Genomic DNA, 17,186 nt, shown 5'->3' with positions numbered 1-17,186 from the left:
TTTTATGATTATGTTTGATGACCGTATAAGCAGGCATTTAATCTAAATGGCAGTTACACAGAATCTGGGATGGTCTCAATTGATATTTCTGAATAAATATATCGATGACCATTGATATAAAAAAACCGCATATATTTTTATGCGGTTTTTTTTGATTTACTCAAAACAAGATTGATTACCAAAGCTCATTAGTATTTATTTTCGAGACGCCAGCTGTCTACTTCGCGCTCCGCATTTTCTTTGGCATGGCCATAACGCTCTTGTACACGGCCAACCAACTTATCACGACTACCTTCGATATGGGTGAGATCGTCATCAGTGAGCTCTGCCCATTTCTGTTTGACTGACCCTTTCATCTGGTTCCATTCACCTTTTAGCGTATGTTCGTTCATTGTTATATTCCTTTTTATTATTTGGTTGTTTATCGAGATTATTATTCCATCTGTTTTTATTTCACACTTCACTCAGCTGCTTTGGGTAAAACTTAAGCCAACTGGTGATATTTAATATAAGCGTTCAAAATCCCGTTGTCTGTATACGCAATGTTTAGAGTGTTGCTTCATTATGGGAATCTGCACATCTGTGTTATGAGTCATCTATTTGTGTAATAAATAGCGTACTTTATCAGTGATATACGTAAAGCTACTCAGTAATTTTGGCCGTAAATTATAAAACTGACAGCATAAATATTTTTAAGTTGATAGATAAAAAACACTAAAAATTGGCAGTCGTTATCAACACGATCTAAGACTAATAATAGAGAGTGAATGCCGTGTAACATTTAATGATAGACTTCTTGTTAAAATGACTATAGCCTTATAGTTAAGATGAAATTCTATGAATTATTTTTGATAAGCGAGTGTATATTGATAGCGAATACACCTAACAAAATGAGCGTTGAAAAAGTGCAAACGAAACGTGAGCTGGCGAAAGCCAAGACTCGGCGTGCGTTATTAAAAAGTGCTTTGCGGTTGTACAGTTTGGAAGGTGCTCAGGGCATGAGCATGAATAAGGTTGCCAAAGGTGCAGGTATTGCCCAGCCCAGTTTTTACAATCATTTTGAGAGTCTAGAGGCGCTACAAAACGAGCTGAGCGCCCAACTAAAAGACAATTATCTATCACCGATGCGACTGGCATGGGTCAATATGCTCAAAGATTATGATGTATTGAGTAAAGATCAGTTTAATCAGCAATGTCGACAATGCTTGATTATGATTTTCGATTCTGCATTTGAGAATATCGCGCTGTTTCAGCATTTGCTCGAAGACCGTCCTAGGTTTATTGACAGTATAGAAAACCAGTCATCATTAAATAATGGACTGGGCAATCTGATTACCGAAATACAAGAAGAATGGACAGAGATATTTATTCAAGGATTGCAGTTATCCAATCGTTCTTGCGAGCGTAGTGCTGTCAATCTATGCGTCGATATGGCGGCGGCACAAGTACATGAGTTGATATTGGGCTGTCATCAGCAGCGTTACTCAAGGCAACAAGCGATTGCCACATTGAGTATCAGCTTTGACGCACTGTTCGCCAATTTTTTGCACGGAAGCAATACTAGTCAGTAATGATAATAAGCAAAAATTATTGTCATGAAGTCTAGAACAGAAAAACACAACAGGGAGAGTGACTATGGCTACAACCACGGCTGCACCAACGTTAGGCGAAGCGCAAACGCATTTTAGAACTTGTACATTGTGCGAGGCAATGTGCGGCGTCGAAATAAAACATGATGGCGAAAAAGTCTTGTCGATCAAAGGCGATAAAAACGATCCCTTTTCGCAAGGCTATATTTGTCCGAAAGCCACCGCTTTGCAAGATTTGCATGAAGATCCTGACCGTTTGCGTCAGCCGGTAGAAAGAACGGCTGACGGTTGGAAATCTATTAGTTGGCCAGAAGCGTTGGATAAAGTTGCTGCAGGTATTCAATCCATACAGCAAAAGTATGGTCAAAATGCGTTGGGTGTTTATTTGGGTAATCCTAACGTACATAACATGGGCGGTATGTTGACCATCAAACAACTGCTTACCAGCTTAAAGACACGCAGTCGTTTTTCTGCCACTTCTATCGACCAGCTGCCACATCATATTATCAGTATGCATCTATTTGGTCACATGCTGCGCATTCCAGTTCCTGATGTCAATAACACACAATACATGCTGATCATCGGTGGCAATCCGCTGGCTTCCAACGGCAGTATCATGACTGCGCCCAACATGCGTCAAAAGCTAAAAGATATCAAAGCGCGCGATGGTAAGGTGGTAGTAGTAGATCCAAGACGTACCGAAACCGCCGACATCGCTAGCGAACACCACTTTATTCGTCCAGCGACGGACGTATTGCTGCTATTGGCCATGCTCAATGAAATCTATACGCAAGGCTATGCGAAGCTCGATACTAGAGTGGCGGCCTTGGCACCAGAAATAGATCGACTTGCTTTATTTGCTGAACAATACACGCCTGAGTCAGTGGCAGACATCACGGGTATTACCGCAGCCGAAATCAAACGTATCGTCAAAGAGTTTTGTGAAGCAGAAAGCTCGGTTTGTTACGGCCGTATGGGTATCTCGGTGCAAGAGTTTGGTTTGCTCAGCCAATATCTATCTATGGTCATCAATATCGTCACGGGTCGTTTAGATGAAGTAGGCGGATTAATGTTCCCAAATCCTGCCGTCGATGTTGTGAATAGCTCTGGCCCAGGCTATTTGGGTAAACGTCATAGCCGCGTCAGCAACTTGCCAGATTTTAATGGTGAGTATCCAGTGGTTGCGATGGCGGATGAAATGTTGGTAGAAGGGGAAGGTCAGTTAAAGGGATTCATTACGGTCGCTGGCAACCCTGTTCTGAGTACCCCAAATGGTGAAAAGTTAGACGAAGCATTATCTCAGTTAGAGTTTATGGTTTCGCTTGATTATTTTGTGACTGAGACCAGTCGCCATGCCAATATTATTTTGCCGCCTGTATCGCCGTTAGAGCGCGACCATTATGACATTACTTTTAACGGCTTTGCCGTGCACAATGTCGCCAAATATTCGCCTGCTTTGTTTGACAAAACCGACGATACCAAGCATGACTGGGAGATTTATTTAGGACTGGCAGATCGCTTAGACAAAGATGCGCCAGAAGCAACGCAAAAAGAACGTGCCGCGACAAAAGCATTTGGTCCTAAGTTCTTGTTAGAGCAAGGTCTAAAGTATGGACCTCATAAAGACGTGACATTTGAAGCACTGGTCGAAAACCCACATGGTATTGATTTAGGTCCGTTGCATCGGATGTTGCCAGAGGCTATTAAACACGCTGATAAACAAATTCATCTTCATGTCGATTTTTATCAGTCAGATTTAGCCCGTGTTAAAGAAATGGTGCAACAGTACAACAGTAATGAGATTGTGCTAATCGGTCGTCGTCATGTACGTAGTAACAATTCATGGTTGCACAATAGCCATCGATTGGTAAAAGGTAAATCTCGCTGTACATTGATGTTGCATCCGCAAACGGCAGCGCGACATGGTATTGCAGACGGTCAAGATGTCAGAGTAACTTCTCGAGTGAGTAGCGTGGTCATTGCAGCAGAAGTGACGGATGAGCTGATGCCAGGAGTGGTCAGTATCCCGCACGGCTTTGGTCACGGCCGCAAAGGGGTTAAGCAAAAGATTGCTCAAGCGCATGCAGGTGTCAGCGTTAATGATTTGACTGATGAAACCCTAATTGACCAATTAAGTGGCAATGCGGCAGTTAATGGTGTACCGGTACAACTGGAAGCGCTTGAATCAGCAACAGATGACGCATTGGCTACCGCATCATAAACCTTGATGAATAGCGTAATCACTTAAGAATTGTCCTAAAATAAAAAGAAGGCGCTTACTATAGGTAAGCGCCTTCTTTTTTGCACAAAATTTTAATCTATCGCTTATCCGATTAAGCACTTATACCAATAAAGTCAAAATCAACGCTAGGTATTTCGCCCTGTATCAATAAGCTAATGGCTTTTGCAGAACCACAAGAATGTGTCCATCCCAATGTACCGTGTCCGGTGTTGAGCCATAGATTGTCAAAAGTCGCTGAAGCATTATGACTACCATGTTTGACTTGACCACAGTGTGCGCGACCAATCAAAGGTACATTCGATGGGGTCATTGGGCGCAGTCCTGTCCAATATTGTACCGAGTTTGCGATGATACCTTTTGGAAATAACTGCTGCACACGGCGAGTGATGGCTTCACAGCGCGTGGCATTTAAGTCTAGGTTATAGCCATTGAATTCAGCTGTACCAGCAACTCGCAATTTGTCACCCAGTCGTGAAGTAACCAGTTTGAATTCATCGTCAATTAGACTGACAAAAGGCGCTAAATGTGGTGCTCGTGGATTCACCGTATACGTAGCCGAGTATCCCTTTGCCGGAAAAATTGGTACATGGATGCCCAATGGTTTTAGTAGAGGTACGCTATAGCTGCCAAGCGCGACCACATGACTATCAGCCATGAAGGTCTGCGCGTTTTCGTTTTTTGGACGAATAGTAATACTATGTACATGTGGACGAGCAGAGTCGGTATCGGTATTGAGTGCTAAAATCTCGGTATCATATAAAAACTGTACACCAGCATCGATGCAGCGCTGCGCTAACCGTTGAGTAAATAGGTGCGCATTGCCGGACTCATCACGACTGGTATAGGTCGCCCCAGTGAGCTTATGCGCAATTGGGTAGAGCGCTGGCTCTAAATTGACAGCATTATTAATATCAATCACATGGCGCTCACAACCAAGCGCTTGCATGCGTTCAGTTGGTTCGATAGCCGCATCAAACTCTGCCTGATTGGTATAAAAGTGCATGATACCGCGTGTTTGCTGTTCATAGTCGATGCCAATATCCGCGCGCAGCTGTTGTAAGGTATCTCTTGAATATAGACCTAAGCGCACCATTTGCACCAGATTGGCATCGGCTCTATCGGCGCGGCACTCTTGCAGAAACTGCATGGCCCATTTGAGCTGCGCTTTATCCGCACGCAAGCGATACAATAGCGGAGCATCTTCTTTAAATAACCATTTGAGCGCTTTCATCGGGGTCGCAGGATTGGCCCAAGGCGTGGCATGTGAGACAGATATTTGACCGCCATTGGCAAATGATGTTTGCATACCTGCCGCTGACTCGCGTTCAATCACGGTCACATCATAGCCTGCCTGACGTAGATACCATGCGGTGGTCACGCCCACCACACCTGCTCCGAGTACCGCAATATGTGTCATAGGATTCTCTATGCTCATGTTAGTCATGACGGTAACTCTTTATTGAACTACCGTCACCTTTGCTGTGTCGCTTGCATGATTCGATGTGCTTTTATTTTGGGCGTGCGACATCTACTTGTAGGGCAGCTGGCAAGTCCAATATGCTCAAATCGCTTTCTGCCAATTGTTCAGGACGCGCTACGACCAAAGCGGTAAAGCCATCGTCATTTTTCATCGCATTGACCACTTGGATTTTATCGATTTTGTCACCTGCGCTTGGTGCTTCACCGGTACCTTGCACATAGTGCAAAAATGCTTTGGGTGCAGATTTAAAGTAGATGCGAGCGATGACTTCTTGGCCTAAGTAGCAGCCTTTATCATAGTCCATGCCGCCGCGTTGATGTAGACGCAGCTCTTGCGGTTGGAATTCACCTTGAGTGGTAGCTACGATCCAATAGTTACCAGTGGCAATACTGCATTGCATCCAAGCTTGTGTATCCTCAGTCGTATTATGGTCGTCTTTATGACTAAAAGTTGGTACATTATCAAGGACACAAGGATAAATTGGCGTCGGCGCGCTGGTTTCAAATTTAGAAAATGCACCATATTTTTTAAGGTGGGCTTGTAGAGCATCCGCGCAGTCAGCACTAATGACCACATCATATTGCTTCTCTGCTTGTTTCTTAATCCAAATACCGAACTCAATACGACCCTTTAAATTACCAATGGCAGCAGCTTGATAGCTGAGGCCAAGCTTAGTGACATCACAGGTCAATTGTCCTTGAAAGAATTTTTCGGCATCCTCGCCTTGAATGGTTAATTGTGAAAACTGCGGCAGTGCTGATGTGTCTGGAGACTGAGTCATTGTTATTATCCTTCTGATGAGAGCTTATTTATTAATAATATAGAGGGTAAATCGAAGTGATAAAAAATTATACGGGCGCTTTTATCATTGACAGTATCTGTGCACATAAATTTAAATGAGGCTAAGAAGAGTACCACAAAAAACCCTGTCATAAAAAACGTCATCAATAAGCGATGAGTTAAGTGTTAAATTGGGCATAGCGTTTGATTTTCAAGCGTACAAATTGGTTAAAGATGGCGAGTTACGGTACAATATCAGCTCTACAATTAACCTAATGTACGATGGCTGCCGAGGAAATAATGAGCTTACCAAATTGCCCTAAATGTGATGCTGAATATACGTATGAAGATGGTGCGTTACTGGTATGTCCTATGTGTGCTCATGAATGGACGGCGGCTGAGACTGATGCAGCGCAAGCTGAAAATCAAGACGCAGTTATTCGTGATGCTGTTGGCAATGAGCTACAGGACGGCGATGCGGTGACGGTTATTAAAGACCTAAAAGTCAAAGGCTCTTCAATTGTGATTAAAGTAGGGACGAAAGCGAAAAGTATTCGTCTGTTGCCAGATGCTACTGACGGTCATGATATCGACTGCAAACTTGATGGCTACGGGCCAATGAAGCTCAAATCTTCTGTTGTCAAAAAAGCCTAGCGCTCCAAACGTGCTTGAAAAATTGGATAATAAACAAATATAAAATAGAAGTTTAGTCAAAAAATACAGAAGTTATAAAACATAGAACCTATGAGTAGAGAATAATTATGAGTACTAAAAACGAACAGCTCTTTGCACAAGCACGTAAACACATTCCAGGTGGTGTTAACTCGCCAGTTCGCGCCTTTGCAGGAGTTGGTGGTACGCCAATCTTTATGCATCGTGCCAATGGCAGCAAAATTTATGATACCGAAGACAATGCCTATATCGATTATGTTGGCTCGTGGGGTCCAATGATTTTGGGTCATGCGCATCCAAAAGTCATTGATGCGGTGAAAAAAGCGGCTGATGATGGTCTTAGCTTTGGCACACCAACGCCGTTTGAAACCACCGTTGCTGACAAGATTTGTGACATCGTACCTAGTGTTGAAATGATTCGTATGACCAGCTCTGGTACCGAAGCGACTATGAGTGCGATCCGTCTAGCACGTGGTTATACTCAGCGTGACAAAATCGTTAAGTTTGAAGGTTGCTACCATGGGCATTCAGACAGCCTGCTAGTAAAAGCAGGCTCTGGCATGCTAGATATTGGTGAGCCAACGTCGAAAGGCGTGCCAGCAGATTTTGCTAAGCATACTATTACGATTCCTTATAATGATTCGCAAGCGATTAAGGACTGCTTTGAAAAATGGGGTGAGGAGATTGCCTGCGTTATCTTAGAGCCTATCGCTGGCAACATGAATATGGTTATTCCAACACAAGAGTTTCATGATACGTTGCGCGCAGAATGTACGGCTAATGGCGCGGTATTAATTTTTGATGAAGTGATGACGGGCTTCCGCGTTGGTCTTGGCGGTGCGCAAGCCCATTTCGGTATTGACCCAGACTTGACCTGTTTCGGTAAAATCATCGGTGCTGGCTTACCCGTTGGTGCTTTCGGTGGTAAAAAAGAAGTCATGTCTTGCATCGCGCCACTTGGCGGCGTCTATCAAGCTGGCACGTTATCAGGTAACCCGCTAGCGATGCGCGCTGGTATCGCTATGTTTGAGGACTTAACCGCAGAAGGTTTCTACGACGAGTTAGCAGCGAAAGTTGATCGCCTAGTAGACGGTTTCCAAGCAGCAGCTGACAAACATGGTATTCATTTACGTACCAATAAGCTGGGCGGCATGTTTGGTATGTTCTTTGTTAAAGACAGTGAAACCGAAACACCAAAGAACTTCGATGACGTGACAGAGTGCGATATGGACGTATTCAATACTTTCTTCCACGGTATGCTAGATCGCGGTATTTACTTGGCACCCTCAGCTTATGAAGCAGGCTTTATGTCTATCAAACATAGTGATGAAGATATTGATGCATCGATTACTGCTGCTGATGAGATATTTGCAGAGATGGCAACAGCGTAGTTTAGACATTTAAGCGATTGACTCGTTAAGAATAAGCGACTGACTCGTTAAAAAGTGGCAGTCTAAAAAACCAGCAAGATCATTCTGTGATTTTTGCTGGTTTTTTTATGGATATATTATTTATGATACTTTTGCGAATAATATGACGTATTCCTGAAAATCGTTTTTATAGTGGATAGCGTGACTGATGCTTATACATTTCTTACCTGTGCGTCCAAAAAATAGACAATGAGTTGTGATACTCTGAGGCAAACCTGAATAATTAAGCAAGGATGCAAACGAATGAGTACCAGCCCTTCTAGCAATACCGCGCCACTATGGCAAGCCACTTATGACCAATACGGATTAGAGAATCATTTGGATGTATTGGAAGGTAAGCGAAATCTGATGGACTTACTACAACCAAAGATTGAAAAACATAGTGAGTTGCCAGCTTTTAGTATGGGAGCGGCCACGCTCACTTTTGGGCAGCTAGATATAGCCAGTCGACGTTTCGCGGCTTTTTTACAAGCGCAAGGTGTCGAGAAAGGCGACCGTATTGCAGTACAACTACCAAATATATTGCAGTATGCCGTGGTATTGCTGGGTTGCCTACGTGCCGGTGTGGTACTGGTCAATGTCAATCCCATGTATACCCAATATGAATTGGCACATCAGCTCACTGATGCTCAAGCATGTGGTCTAATTGTGCTAGATGGTATGAGCACTGCTTATGAGCAATTAGATGACACAGTCAAAGCGCAGTTAAAATGGGTGGTCAGATGTTCCATTGATCCTAGCATTGCTGATAACGACATTGCCTTGCTCAGTCAGATTGGCTCAGAACAACCTGCGGACACAGATGAACAAACACATGCTTCCTCCGAATCATCAAATGAGTCATCACAGCACAACATAATGTTTGCCTATATTATGCAAGCCTATGATGCAAAAGCGTTTAAAGCCGTTACGATTGAACGTGAAGATTTGGCCCTACTGCAATATACAGGTGGTACGACTGGCAAGCCAAAAGGCGCCATGCTCACTCATTATAATGTCATGGCCAATGTCTGCCAGTGCTACGCGATGTTTGGTAAAACGATTGAAGCCAATCGTAGCGAGCAGATTAAAATACTTAATCCCTTACCGCTTTATCATATTTTTTCGTTTACGGTCTGCGGCTTGCTAGGTCTTTATGGCGGCTGGGAAGATATATTGGTCACCAATCCACGTGATATCGATGGTCTAGTGAATACCATTGAACAGCACCGACCTCACGTTATACCTTCAGTGAATACATTATTCATTGGCATGCTGCATCATCCAAAATTCGCTAGTCTAGATTTTAGTCGTTTAGCCTTATCTATCGGTGGCGGCACAGCGATTATTAAAGCGGTCTCTGATCAATGGCAGCAAGTGACAGGTATGATTATTAGCGAAGGCTATGGAATGTCTGAGACGGCGCCTGTTATTTCTTTCAATCCGTCTGGCATTACAGAGTTCAATGGCAGCGTTGGACTGCCATTGGCTTTGACAGATATCCATATCATTGATGAGAATGGGAATACGTGCCCAACAGGTACAAGGGGTGAGGTCTGTATCAAAGGGCCTCAGGTCATGCGCGGTTATTGGCAGCGAGACAATGCAGATACTTTTACCCCAAATGGCTACTTTAGGTCAGGTGATATCGGTGTTATAAATGATGAAGGTTTTTTGACACTCGTTGATCGCAAAAAGGACATGATATTGGTGTCAGGGTTTAACGTATATCCCAATGAAGTAGAGGCTTCATTGACTGAACATCCTAAGGTGCTAGAAGTCGCTGTAATCGGGGTAGCAGACGACCATAGCGGAGAAGTACCAAAAGCATTTGTGGTCAAAAAAGATGCGAATCTCACCGTAGAAGAGCTACAAGACTTTGCGAGTAAGCGCCTAACTGGCTATAAGCGTCCACAGTCCTATGAGTTTATCGATGAGCTCCCTAAGACGGCGGTCGGCAAAATTTTGCGTAAAGAACTGCGATAAGTGAGCAGTGTATTTCACTTATAAGAGTGACATCGAGATAATTCTTAAAATAAACAAAAACAGGGCTGCTATTTTTAGCAGCCCTGTTTTTGTTTATTTAACCTATACGACGACTAAACGTTATCGTACTTTATCAAACTTACGATCTCTCAGGCTCAGATTGCCTCGTAGCACATCGCTATACATACGAAAGTCGCTGACAAAGCTTTTCAATGGAAACTTAAAAGAAGCGGGTTTGTTCTTTTCAAAGAAAAAGTGTCCAACCCATGCACAGGCATATCCAGCAGCAATGCCCTTTACCAAAGGCTTAGCTGAGCCAGTTTTGACAGACTTTGCCAGTCCTAATAAGCCAAAGCTACTACCTGCGAAATGTAGGCGGCGACAGGCCATGTTTTGATGCTCATCTAAGTAAAAATCATAAAATGCTTGTTTGGGCGAAGTTTCAGTTTTTACCATGTCTTTTTTAGCGCTACTGATGGGAGTTTCAGTATTTTGGGTTGCGTCTTTTGTCGTGGTCTGATTCATGTGACTAGCTTCCTTGCTAGTGAGGTTGATAACTATTAATTGCAGATGATTTTTAACCGATTAACTGGTGACTTTTAAAGTAAGTTGTACGGCTAAAAGAGCTGCAAATAACGGTTTTTTATCATGATATTGATAGCTTTCAATGTAGCAAACCGATATGTGTAACACAAGCGCTAGATGCTGAGCCGATACCTGTCAGTTTATAAGGTGGTCGTCGATATCCTTGCTACAGTTTTGCATCGCTTGCGAGTGTTTGGCATAAATGCTTTAATGATAAAATTGCCCTGATTTTTGTGGTTACTACTTTTTTCTATACATGTGATTTTATAACTATATAGCACGTGATTTTGGTAAACTATCCACTCTCTCTAACACGGTGACGACTTGTCCTATGCCTATTGACTACCTTACGAATCCGCCAATTGGCGATGATGAAATGATGGCAGCCATCGATATTGGTTCCAACAGTTTCCATTTAGCTATTGCTCGTCTTGACCATGGGGAAGTGCGAAAAGTAGTCTCGATGTCTGAAAAGGTACAGCTCGCCGCCGGTCTGGACGAAAATAATATTCTAAGCGCAGCCGCTGAGCAGCGCGGTCTTGATTGCTTAAGCCGCTTTGTAGCGCGCTTGGATTCAGTACCGCCAGAGCGTATTCGTGTGGTCGCGACCAATGCATTGCGTCAAGCCAAAAACGCCAACGACTTTATTTCCCGTGCCAATAAAATCTTGCCAAAACCTATTGAGATTATTGCGGGCCGCGAAGAGGCGCGATTGATTTATTTGGGCGTCTCACATACCAATGAGAGTAGTGATAAGCGCTTGGTTATGGATATTGGCGGCGGTTCGACAGAGTTTATTATTGGTCAAAATTTCGATCCATTATTGACTGAAAGTTTACAAATGGGCTGCGTTTCTTTTACCCAAAAATTCTTCGCGGATGGTCTGATTACCAAAGAAGCTTTTAATAGTGCGATTTCGGGTGCACGTAAAGAAGTCTTAGCGATTAACGGTCGTTATCAAAAGACGGGCTGGAGTAGTGTGGTTGGCTCAAGCGGTACAATCAAAGCGGTGCGTAATGTCCTAGTGTCAAAAGGTTGGGCCGATGAGCAAGAACGCATTACTTACAAAGGTGTCAAAAAATTAGAGAAATTGCTGATTAAGATTGGCAATATTGATGATATCGAGTTAGAAGGCGTCAAAGAACATCGTAAAGCCGTATTTCCTGCTGGCGTGGCAGTATTGCGCGCGGTGATGAAAGTGCTGGGCGTTGAGACCATTACTTATTCAGATGGTGCGTTACGTGAAGGCGTTATGTACGATATGCTCGGACGCTTTGCTAGTGAAGATGTGCGTGACCGCAGTGTATTGGCACTAATCAAGCGTTATTCAGGGGACAAAAAGCAAGCCAAGCAAGTGGTAAAAACCAGCCGTCATTTATTTGAACAAGTAAAAGACAAGCTTGCGCTGTCCAATGATGATTGCGACTTGCTCAGACGTGCTGCATTCTTGCATGAGATAGGGTTGGCAATCAGTCACAGTAGCTATCACAAGCACAGCGCGTATTTGCTTGAATATTCTGATATTCCAGGGTTTTCGCAAGTCGATCAAAAACGCATGGCGCAGCTGATGCTTAACCATCGTCGCAAGCTCAAAGCCGATATGCTAGAGCAGACTTGTCAGATTGGTGGTGACCAGTTGGTATATCTCTGCTTACTGTTGCGCCTCGCCGTACTGGCACATCATAGCCGCAGTGATTACGCGCTACCAGAGCTAGAACTAAAGGTAGTCGCTGAAAACAGCTGGCAGATTACCTTGGCTGATAGCAGTGAGCATTACGCGTTCTTGCTGGCAGATTTGCGTACCGAGATTGACCAATTCGCTAAGTGGGGCATACAGCTTAGCGTGGTTGAGACGCCAGCGGTTGATGCTCAAGACATTGATATGCAAAAGGCAGCAGCAATGAGCGCTGAGACGCAAGAGATTGAGCAGTTACCATTGTAATTACCGAGTTAAAGGTTAACGTAACAAAAGCGGCGTTGTCGATAATGTCATGCTATATAAGATGTGCTACTATAGCTCCTATTGAGTTTACAACTGTACTTTCATTATCTGAATACGGATAACGATATTATTCTTAAACATAAATACATTAAGTATAATTATTAAAGGGAAGCGTCTATGAGCACTGTCTGGGATAGTGTGCAGCTTGCACGACACGCCAAGCGTCCATTATTTATGGACTATGTTAATCAGCTTTTTACCGAATTTGACGAGTTGCATGGCGACCGTGCTTTTGCCGATGACAAAGCCATTTTGGGTGGTCTTGCACGTTTTGATGGTCAGCCTGTGATGGTGATTGGTCAGCATCGTGGTCGTAGCACCCGTGAGCGTATTGCTCATAACTTTGGTATGGCCAATCCTGAAGGCTATCGCAAAGTGATTCGTTTGGTCAAAATGGCCGAGCGCTTTAACATTCCTGTGATGACCTTTGTCGATACCCAAGGCGCATATCCTGGTATCGGTGCAGAAGAGCGCGGACAAGCACAAGCGATTGCAGAAAGCATCGCTGTGTTCTCTAGTCTGAAAGTGCCTGTGATTGTGACTATCATTGGTGAAGGCGGCTCAGGCGGAGCATTAGCGATTGGCGTTGGTGACAAAGTAAACATGCTACAAAACAGTATTTACTCAGTGATTTCGCCAGAAGGCTGTGCTTCTATCCTTTGGAAAACCGCTGAAAAAGCACAAGATGCTAGTGAAGCATTAAAATTAAACGCCATTAACCTTTATCAAATGGGTTTGATTGACGCTGTTATCGAAGAGGGCGAGGGCGCACATGTACAGCCACAACCTGTGATGAATGCCTTAAAAGCATTAATCACTGAACAGCTCGATGAAATTAAAGACTTAGATCCTCAAGAGCGTTGTGAGCTACGTTATGAAAAGCTAAAGTCTTTCAATTCAGAAGTGATGTTGCCTGCCTAGTTGGCTAATACTGTACCAACCTAATATTAAACGTCACAAATGCGTGGCTTTTAATATTAGAGTCTGAGTCTTAGTGCTAAAATAAAAACGTGTCATTTAATGGCACGTTTTTTTTTGGCTGTTACTATTACTGTTGCTATGTACAGCACCTAACATAAAGCACCTAACGTAACTAAAAATAAGGCTGAATATGACCAGCAGCGCAATCATCTCGCATCCCGTTAAACCAATTGCTGATTTGCCAGTTGATAAGACACTAGAAACCGCCTTATTGAACAGTATGTCTGAGTATAGTGATCAGTTGCATGGTCGTCGTCTTTGGCTGGCATGTAGTGGTGGGCGTGATTCATTGGCACTTGCGGCGCTGTGTGTGCAGCTCTATCGACAAGGTAGATTGCCATGTCTGCCGCAGCTGTTACATGTCGATCATGGATTACAAGCAGACAGTAGCGCTTGGGCAGCCCATGTCGCTGATTGGGCAGAGGCTCAAAAAATACCGTGTTATATATTACGTGCGCAAGTAAACGGTCATGATGAACAGGCAGCACGGCAAGCTCGCTATGAGGTAATGCGCGCACATATCAATCAAGGTGATGTTTTGCTATTGGGCCATCATGCTGACGACCAAGCTGAAACCGTATTGATGCGGCTCATTCAAGGCGCTGGAGTCAATGGTCTCTCTGGTATGCAGCCATGGCGAGTGCAAACACAGGGCGTACAGTACAATATCCTGTGGCGACCTTGGCTCACGATACGACGAGCCACTATTAGCGCCTACGCCAAGCGCTTAGAGCTGCCTTATATAGATGATCCTACCAATGACAGCGGCGACAACGTACGTAGTGGGCTACGCTGCGATATCATGCCAATACTGGCTACATACAATCCTAATGTTATTGATAATATTGCTCGCAGCGCTCAGCTGTTAAGTGATGCACAGGAAACAGTCAATGCTCAAGCTATGCAGGATATGCAGCAGACAGAAAATATAGACCTGCAACTTTTACCCGCACAGCGCGTGCTAAATATCAATGCGTTGCAACAGCTACCCATGTATCGTCAGCGGCAACTATTGCACTATTGGTTGGGTCAAGATGAGCCGTTACCACCTGCTAAGCAACTCGTCGATGATGTGCTAACTCTCAGCCAACGTGATGACCAAGATCATCAAACAGAACTGTTTTGGCAAGGTCGCAGGCAGTCCTATACCATTCGGCGCTATCGTCAGCAGCTCTATCGTATGAGCAGCGAATTGCTGTCTTGGCTAAACGTACCGCTGACCGAGCAGGTGTTACCACTATCCAGACCGACCTTATCTAGTAACTTATCTAGTCATTCAGCTAATAATTTAACATCGCTCACCATACGTAGCAGTGATCGTTATACTTGGCAGTTGCAAGTAAAAGCAGATGCGCTGGTACGATTGTTAGAAAATAGTGCGGGCGGTATAGCACAGCAGGCAGTGTTAAAAATAGCACCGTTAGACCGTAAGCAACGGTTGAAAACTGAGATGGCTGCGCGCCCACAAGCAGGCAAAAAGCTGTATCAAACCCTTGGGATTCCATTATGGCTACGAGGAAGCTTAATAGTAGTCAGCATTACCCTTACAAAAAAATCTGAAGATGGAAGCGACATACAAACTGATATTCCTCTGTTACTAGCATCACCATTTGAGAGTTGGCTTTTGAGTTCTGAGCAGACGGATAGCGATGCTAAAAGCAATCAATTGGCTGAGTACATTGCAAGTGAGCTTAGTCTAAAATAGAAAGCATTAAAAGTTTAATATCCGTTGGCTGACTCATTGATTTTTATCAGGTTGATGTCAGGCGCGACATTTTGAATTTATCAAACGGCGATAGTGGCAGTATGATAAACTGAGTGTCGTTTTACATATCAGTATGTTAAGTTGAATACCTTTGAATTTTGTGACTAGGAGACAAGTATGTCGGTATTAGATAATAAAAAAATCAGTTTTATTGGTGGCGGAAACATGGCACAAGCGCTCATTAGCGGGCTTGTGGGTTGTGGCATCAAACCAAATCTCATCACGGTCGCCGATCCTAGCAGCGATGCACGTGAGCAATTAGCCGCTAAAGGTCTAAATACTGTTGATCCAATGACTGATCCAAAGTCTGCTGTGATCGGTGCGGATATCGTGGTACTCGCAGTCAAACCACAAATGATGAAAGTAGTGGTAAGTGCTTTTGCTGACGTATTAGACACTCAATTAATTATTTCAGTGGCTGCAGGCTTGTCGACTGATCTTTTATCAAACATGTTGGGCGGCTATAGCAATATCGTCCGTGCAATGCCAAACACGCCTTCTATGATTCAAATGGGTGCGACTGGCCTCTACGGTACAGACAATATCTCAGCGGAACAGAAGCAGCTAGCAACAGCCGTTATGGAAGCATCAGGTTTGGTCATGTGGGTCGATGACGAAGAACATATGCATGCCGTCACAGCTGTATCAGGTTCAGCGCCAGCGTATATGTTTTACTTCATTGAATCGATGGTCGATGGGGCTGTTGCATTAGGGCTGGATAAAGAACAAGCCTCAGCGCTCGCTATGCAGACCATGTTGGGTGCTGCAAAAATGGCGATGAACAGTGATGATGCACCAGCTGAGCTACGCCGTAAAGTTACTTCACCGAACGGTACTACTCAAGCAGCGGTTGAGTCAATGCAAGCTAATGATATTGGTCGTCAAATCAGCGAGGCCATGCAAGCTTGCTATGATCGTAGCCAAGCGTTAAGTGAAGAGATGAGCAAGTAAACACTGACAAGGTGTGTTGTGAGTCACCACTGACGACACACCTTATGTAATCATCAGCATCTGATAATGACATTTGTCATCCTAGAATCTGTTAATAATGTCACATTGAGTAGCACTTCATGAACAACATGTTATTTCAAATTTTTGATTTGGTCACCACATTCGCTATGATGCTGGTGTTTATTCGTTTTATGTTGCAGTTTGCAGGGATGGATGCGAGCAATCCGATGATTGCACCTGCCTATAAAGCAACGCATATCGTCGATGTGTTTGGGCGTATTTTCCCGACCGTCGCGCAGGGACGTATTAGCATTGCCGCTATCGTGCTGATGTTTTTGATTCGTCTAATCGACATCTCTGGAAAGGCCGCATTGACGCATAAAGGTATTGCGCCTGTACCGCTATTCTTTACAGGTACGACTAGCTTATTGTTAGACTTTTTACGCATGTGTCGCTATCTAGTAATTGGTTCTATCATCGTTAGCTGGATTGTGGTGTTTACCAGATCTGAGCATCCGATTATTGGCATTATCATTAATTTGGCTGAACCTATTTTGGCCCCGTTTCGTCGTATTACGCCGAATTTAGGTATGCTAGACTTATCGCCAATGGTTGCTTTCTTAGCATTTTATTTGCTGGAGATATTTATCGGTGGCTTGGCTGCGAGTGTGTTGCCAACCTTGGGTTAAGTCTAATCAAATTTAAAAACTGTCATAAAAAAGGTGCTCTATATTTTTATAGAAC

Annotated in this window: 14 protein-coding genes; 10 read left to right on the top strand and 4 right to left on the bottom strand. The window is 43.8% G+C overall.

Annotation, left to right across the window (positions count from 1 at the left end):
* Positions 1–188: 188 nt before the first annotated feature.
* A complete protein-coding gene (locus I3249_RS11310; RefSeq protein ID WP_238070026.1) occupies positions 189–392 on the bottom strand; it encodes a CsbD family protein in 204 nt (67 codons plus the stop codon).
* A gap of 474 nt (positions 393–866) precedes the next feature.
* Here I3249_RS11310 and I3249_RS11305 point away from each other — a divergent pair, with 474 nt between their 5' ends.
* A complete protein-coding gene (locus I3249_RS11305; RefSeq protein WP_238070025.1) occupies positions 867–1,571 on the top strand; it encodes a TetR/AcrR family transcriptional regulator in 705 nt (234 codons plus the stop codon).
* Between the two features lie 64 nt (positions 1,572–1,635).
* Positions 1,636–3,810: a molybdopterin oxidoreductase family protein gene (locus tag I3249_RS11300; RefSeq protein WP_238070024.1), complete on the top strand. Its 2,175-nt coding sequence runs from the start codon at positions 1,636–1,638 to the stop codon at positions 3,808–3,810.
* A 112-nt stretch (positions 3,811–3,922) separates the two neighbouring features.
* Here I3249_RS11300 and I3249_RS11295 read toward each other — a convergent pair whose 3' ends face one another.
* A complete protein-coding gene (locus tag I3249_RS11295) occupies positions 3,923–5,275 on the bottom strand; it encodes a D-amino acid dehydrogenase (protein WP_238070023.1) in 1,353 nt (450 codons plus the stop codon).
* Between the two features lie 64 nt (positions 5,276–5,339).
* Positions 5,340–6,092: a folate-binding Fe/S cluster repair protein gene (locus I3249_RS11290; RefSeq protein WP_238070022.1), complete on the bottom strand. Its 753-nt coding sequence runs from the start codon at positions 6,090–6,092 to the stop codon at positions 5,340–5,342.
* Between the two features lie 299 nt (positions 6,093–6,391).
* Between I3249_RS11290 and I3249_RS11285 the strand changes: the two genes are divergently transcribed.
* From I3249_RS11285 to I3249_RS11275, 3 genes are all read left to right on the top strand, one after another.
* Entirely contained in the window at positions 6,392–6,745 is a 354-nt protein-coding gene (locus I3249_RS11285) for a zinc ribbon domain-containing protein YjdM (RefSeq protein WP_101205152.1), read from the top strand.
* A gap of 107 nt (positions 6,746–6,852) precedes the next feature.
* Positions 6,853–8,154 carry a glutamate-1-semialdehyde 2,1-aminomutase gene (gene hemL / locus I3249_RS11280; RefSeq protein ID WP_238070021.1) on the top strand — a complete coding sequence of 434 codons (1,302 nt, stop codon included), beginning with the start codon at positions 6,853–6,855 and terminating at the stop codon, positions 8,152–8,154.
* Positions 8,155–8,436: 282 nt separating this feature from the next.
* Positions 8,437–10,158: an AMP-binding protein gene (locus I3249_RS11275; RefSeq protein WP_238070020.1), complete on the top strand. Its 1,722-nt coding sequence runs from the start codon at positions 8,437–8,439 to the stop codon at positions 10,156–10,158.
* A gap of 120 nt (positions 10,159–10,278) precedes the next feature.
* Here I3249_RS11275 and I3249_RS11270 read toward each other — a convergent pair whose 3' ends face one another.
* Complete coding sequence (locus I3249_RS11270; protein WP_238070027.1) at positions 10,279–10,614, bottom strand: DUF962 domain-containing protein; 336 nt, start codon at positions 10,612–10,614, stop codon at positions 10,279–10,281.
* Positions 10,615–11,074: 460 nt separating this feature from the next.
* Between I3249_RS11270 and ppx the strand changes: the two genes are divergently transcribed.
* From ppx to I3249_RS11245, 5 genes are all read left to right on the top strand, one after another.
* The gene (gene ppx, locus I3249_RS11265; protein ID WP_238070019.1) at positions 11,075–12,685 is read left to right on the top strand and encodes an exopolyphosphatase; all 1,611 of its coding nucleotides are present in this window, start codon (positions 11,075–11,077) and stop codon (positions 12,683–12,685) included.
* A 177-nt stretch (positions 12,686–12,862) separates the two neighbouring features.
* A complete protein-coding gene (locus I3249_RS11260) occupies positions 12,863–13,666 on the top strand; it encodes an acetyl-CoA carboxylase carboxyltransferase subunit alpha (RefSeq protein ID WP_102078709.1) in 804 nt (267 codons plus the stop codon).
* Between the two features lie 190 nt (positions 13,667–13,856).
* Positions 13,857–15,431: a tRNA lysidine(34) synthetase TilS gene (tilS, locus tag I3249_RS11255; protein WP_238070018.1), complete on the top strand. Its 1,575-nt coding sequence runs from the start codon at positions 13,857–13,859 to the stop codon at positions 15,429–15,431.
* Positions 15,432–15,608: 177 nt separating this feature from the next.
* Positions 15,609–16,442: a pyrroline-5-carboxylate reductase gene (proC, locus tag I3249_RS11250; RefSeq protein ID WP_238070017.1), complete on the top strand. Its 834-nt coding sequence runs from the start codon at positions 15,609–15,611 to the stop codon at positions 16,440–16,442.
* 119 nt (positions 16,443–16,561) lie between these two features.
* A complete protein-coding gene (locus tag I3249_RS11245; RefSeq protein ID WP_101205146.1) occupies positions 16,562–17,131 on the top strand; it encodes a YggT family protein in 570 nt (189 codons plus the stop codon).
* Positions 17,132–17,186: the final 55 nt, after the last annotated feature.

It is taken from the genome of Psychrobacter sp. Ps1, from assembly GCF_022129425.1.
GTDB lineage: Bacteria > Pseudomonadota > Gammaproteobacteria > Pseudomonadales > Moraxellaceae > Psychrobacter.
Note: the sequence above shows the minus strand (reverse complement) of the source record. Positions and strands in the feature narration are given on the sequence as shown.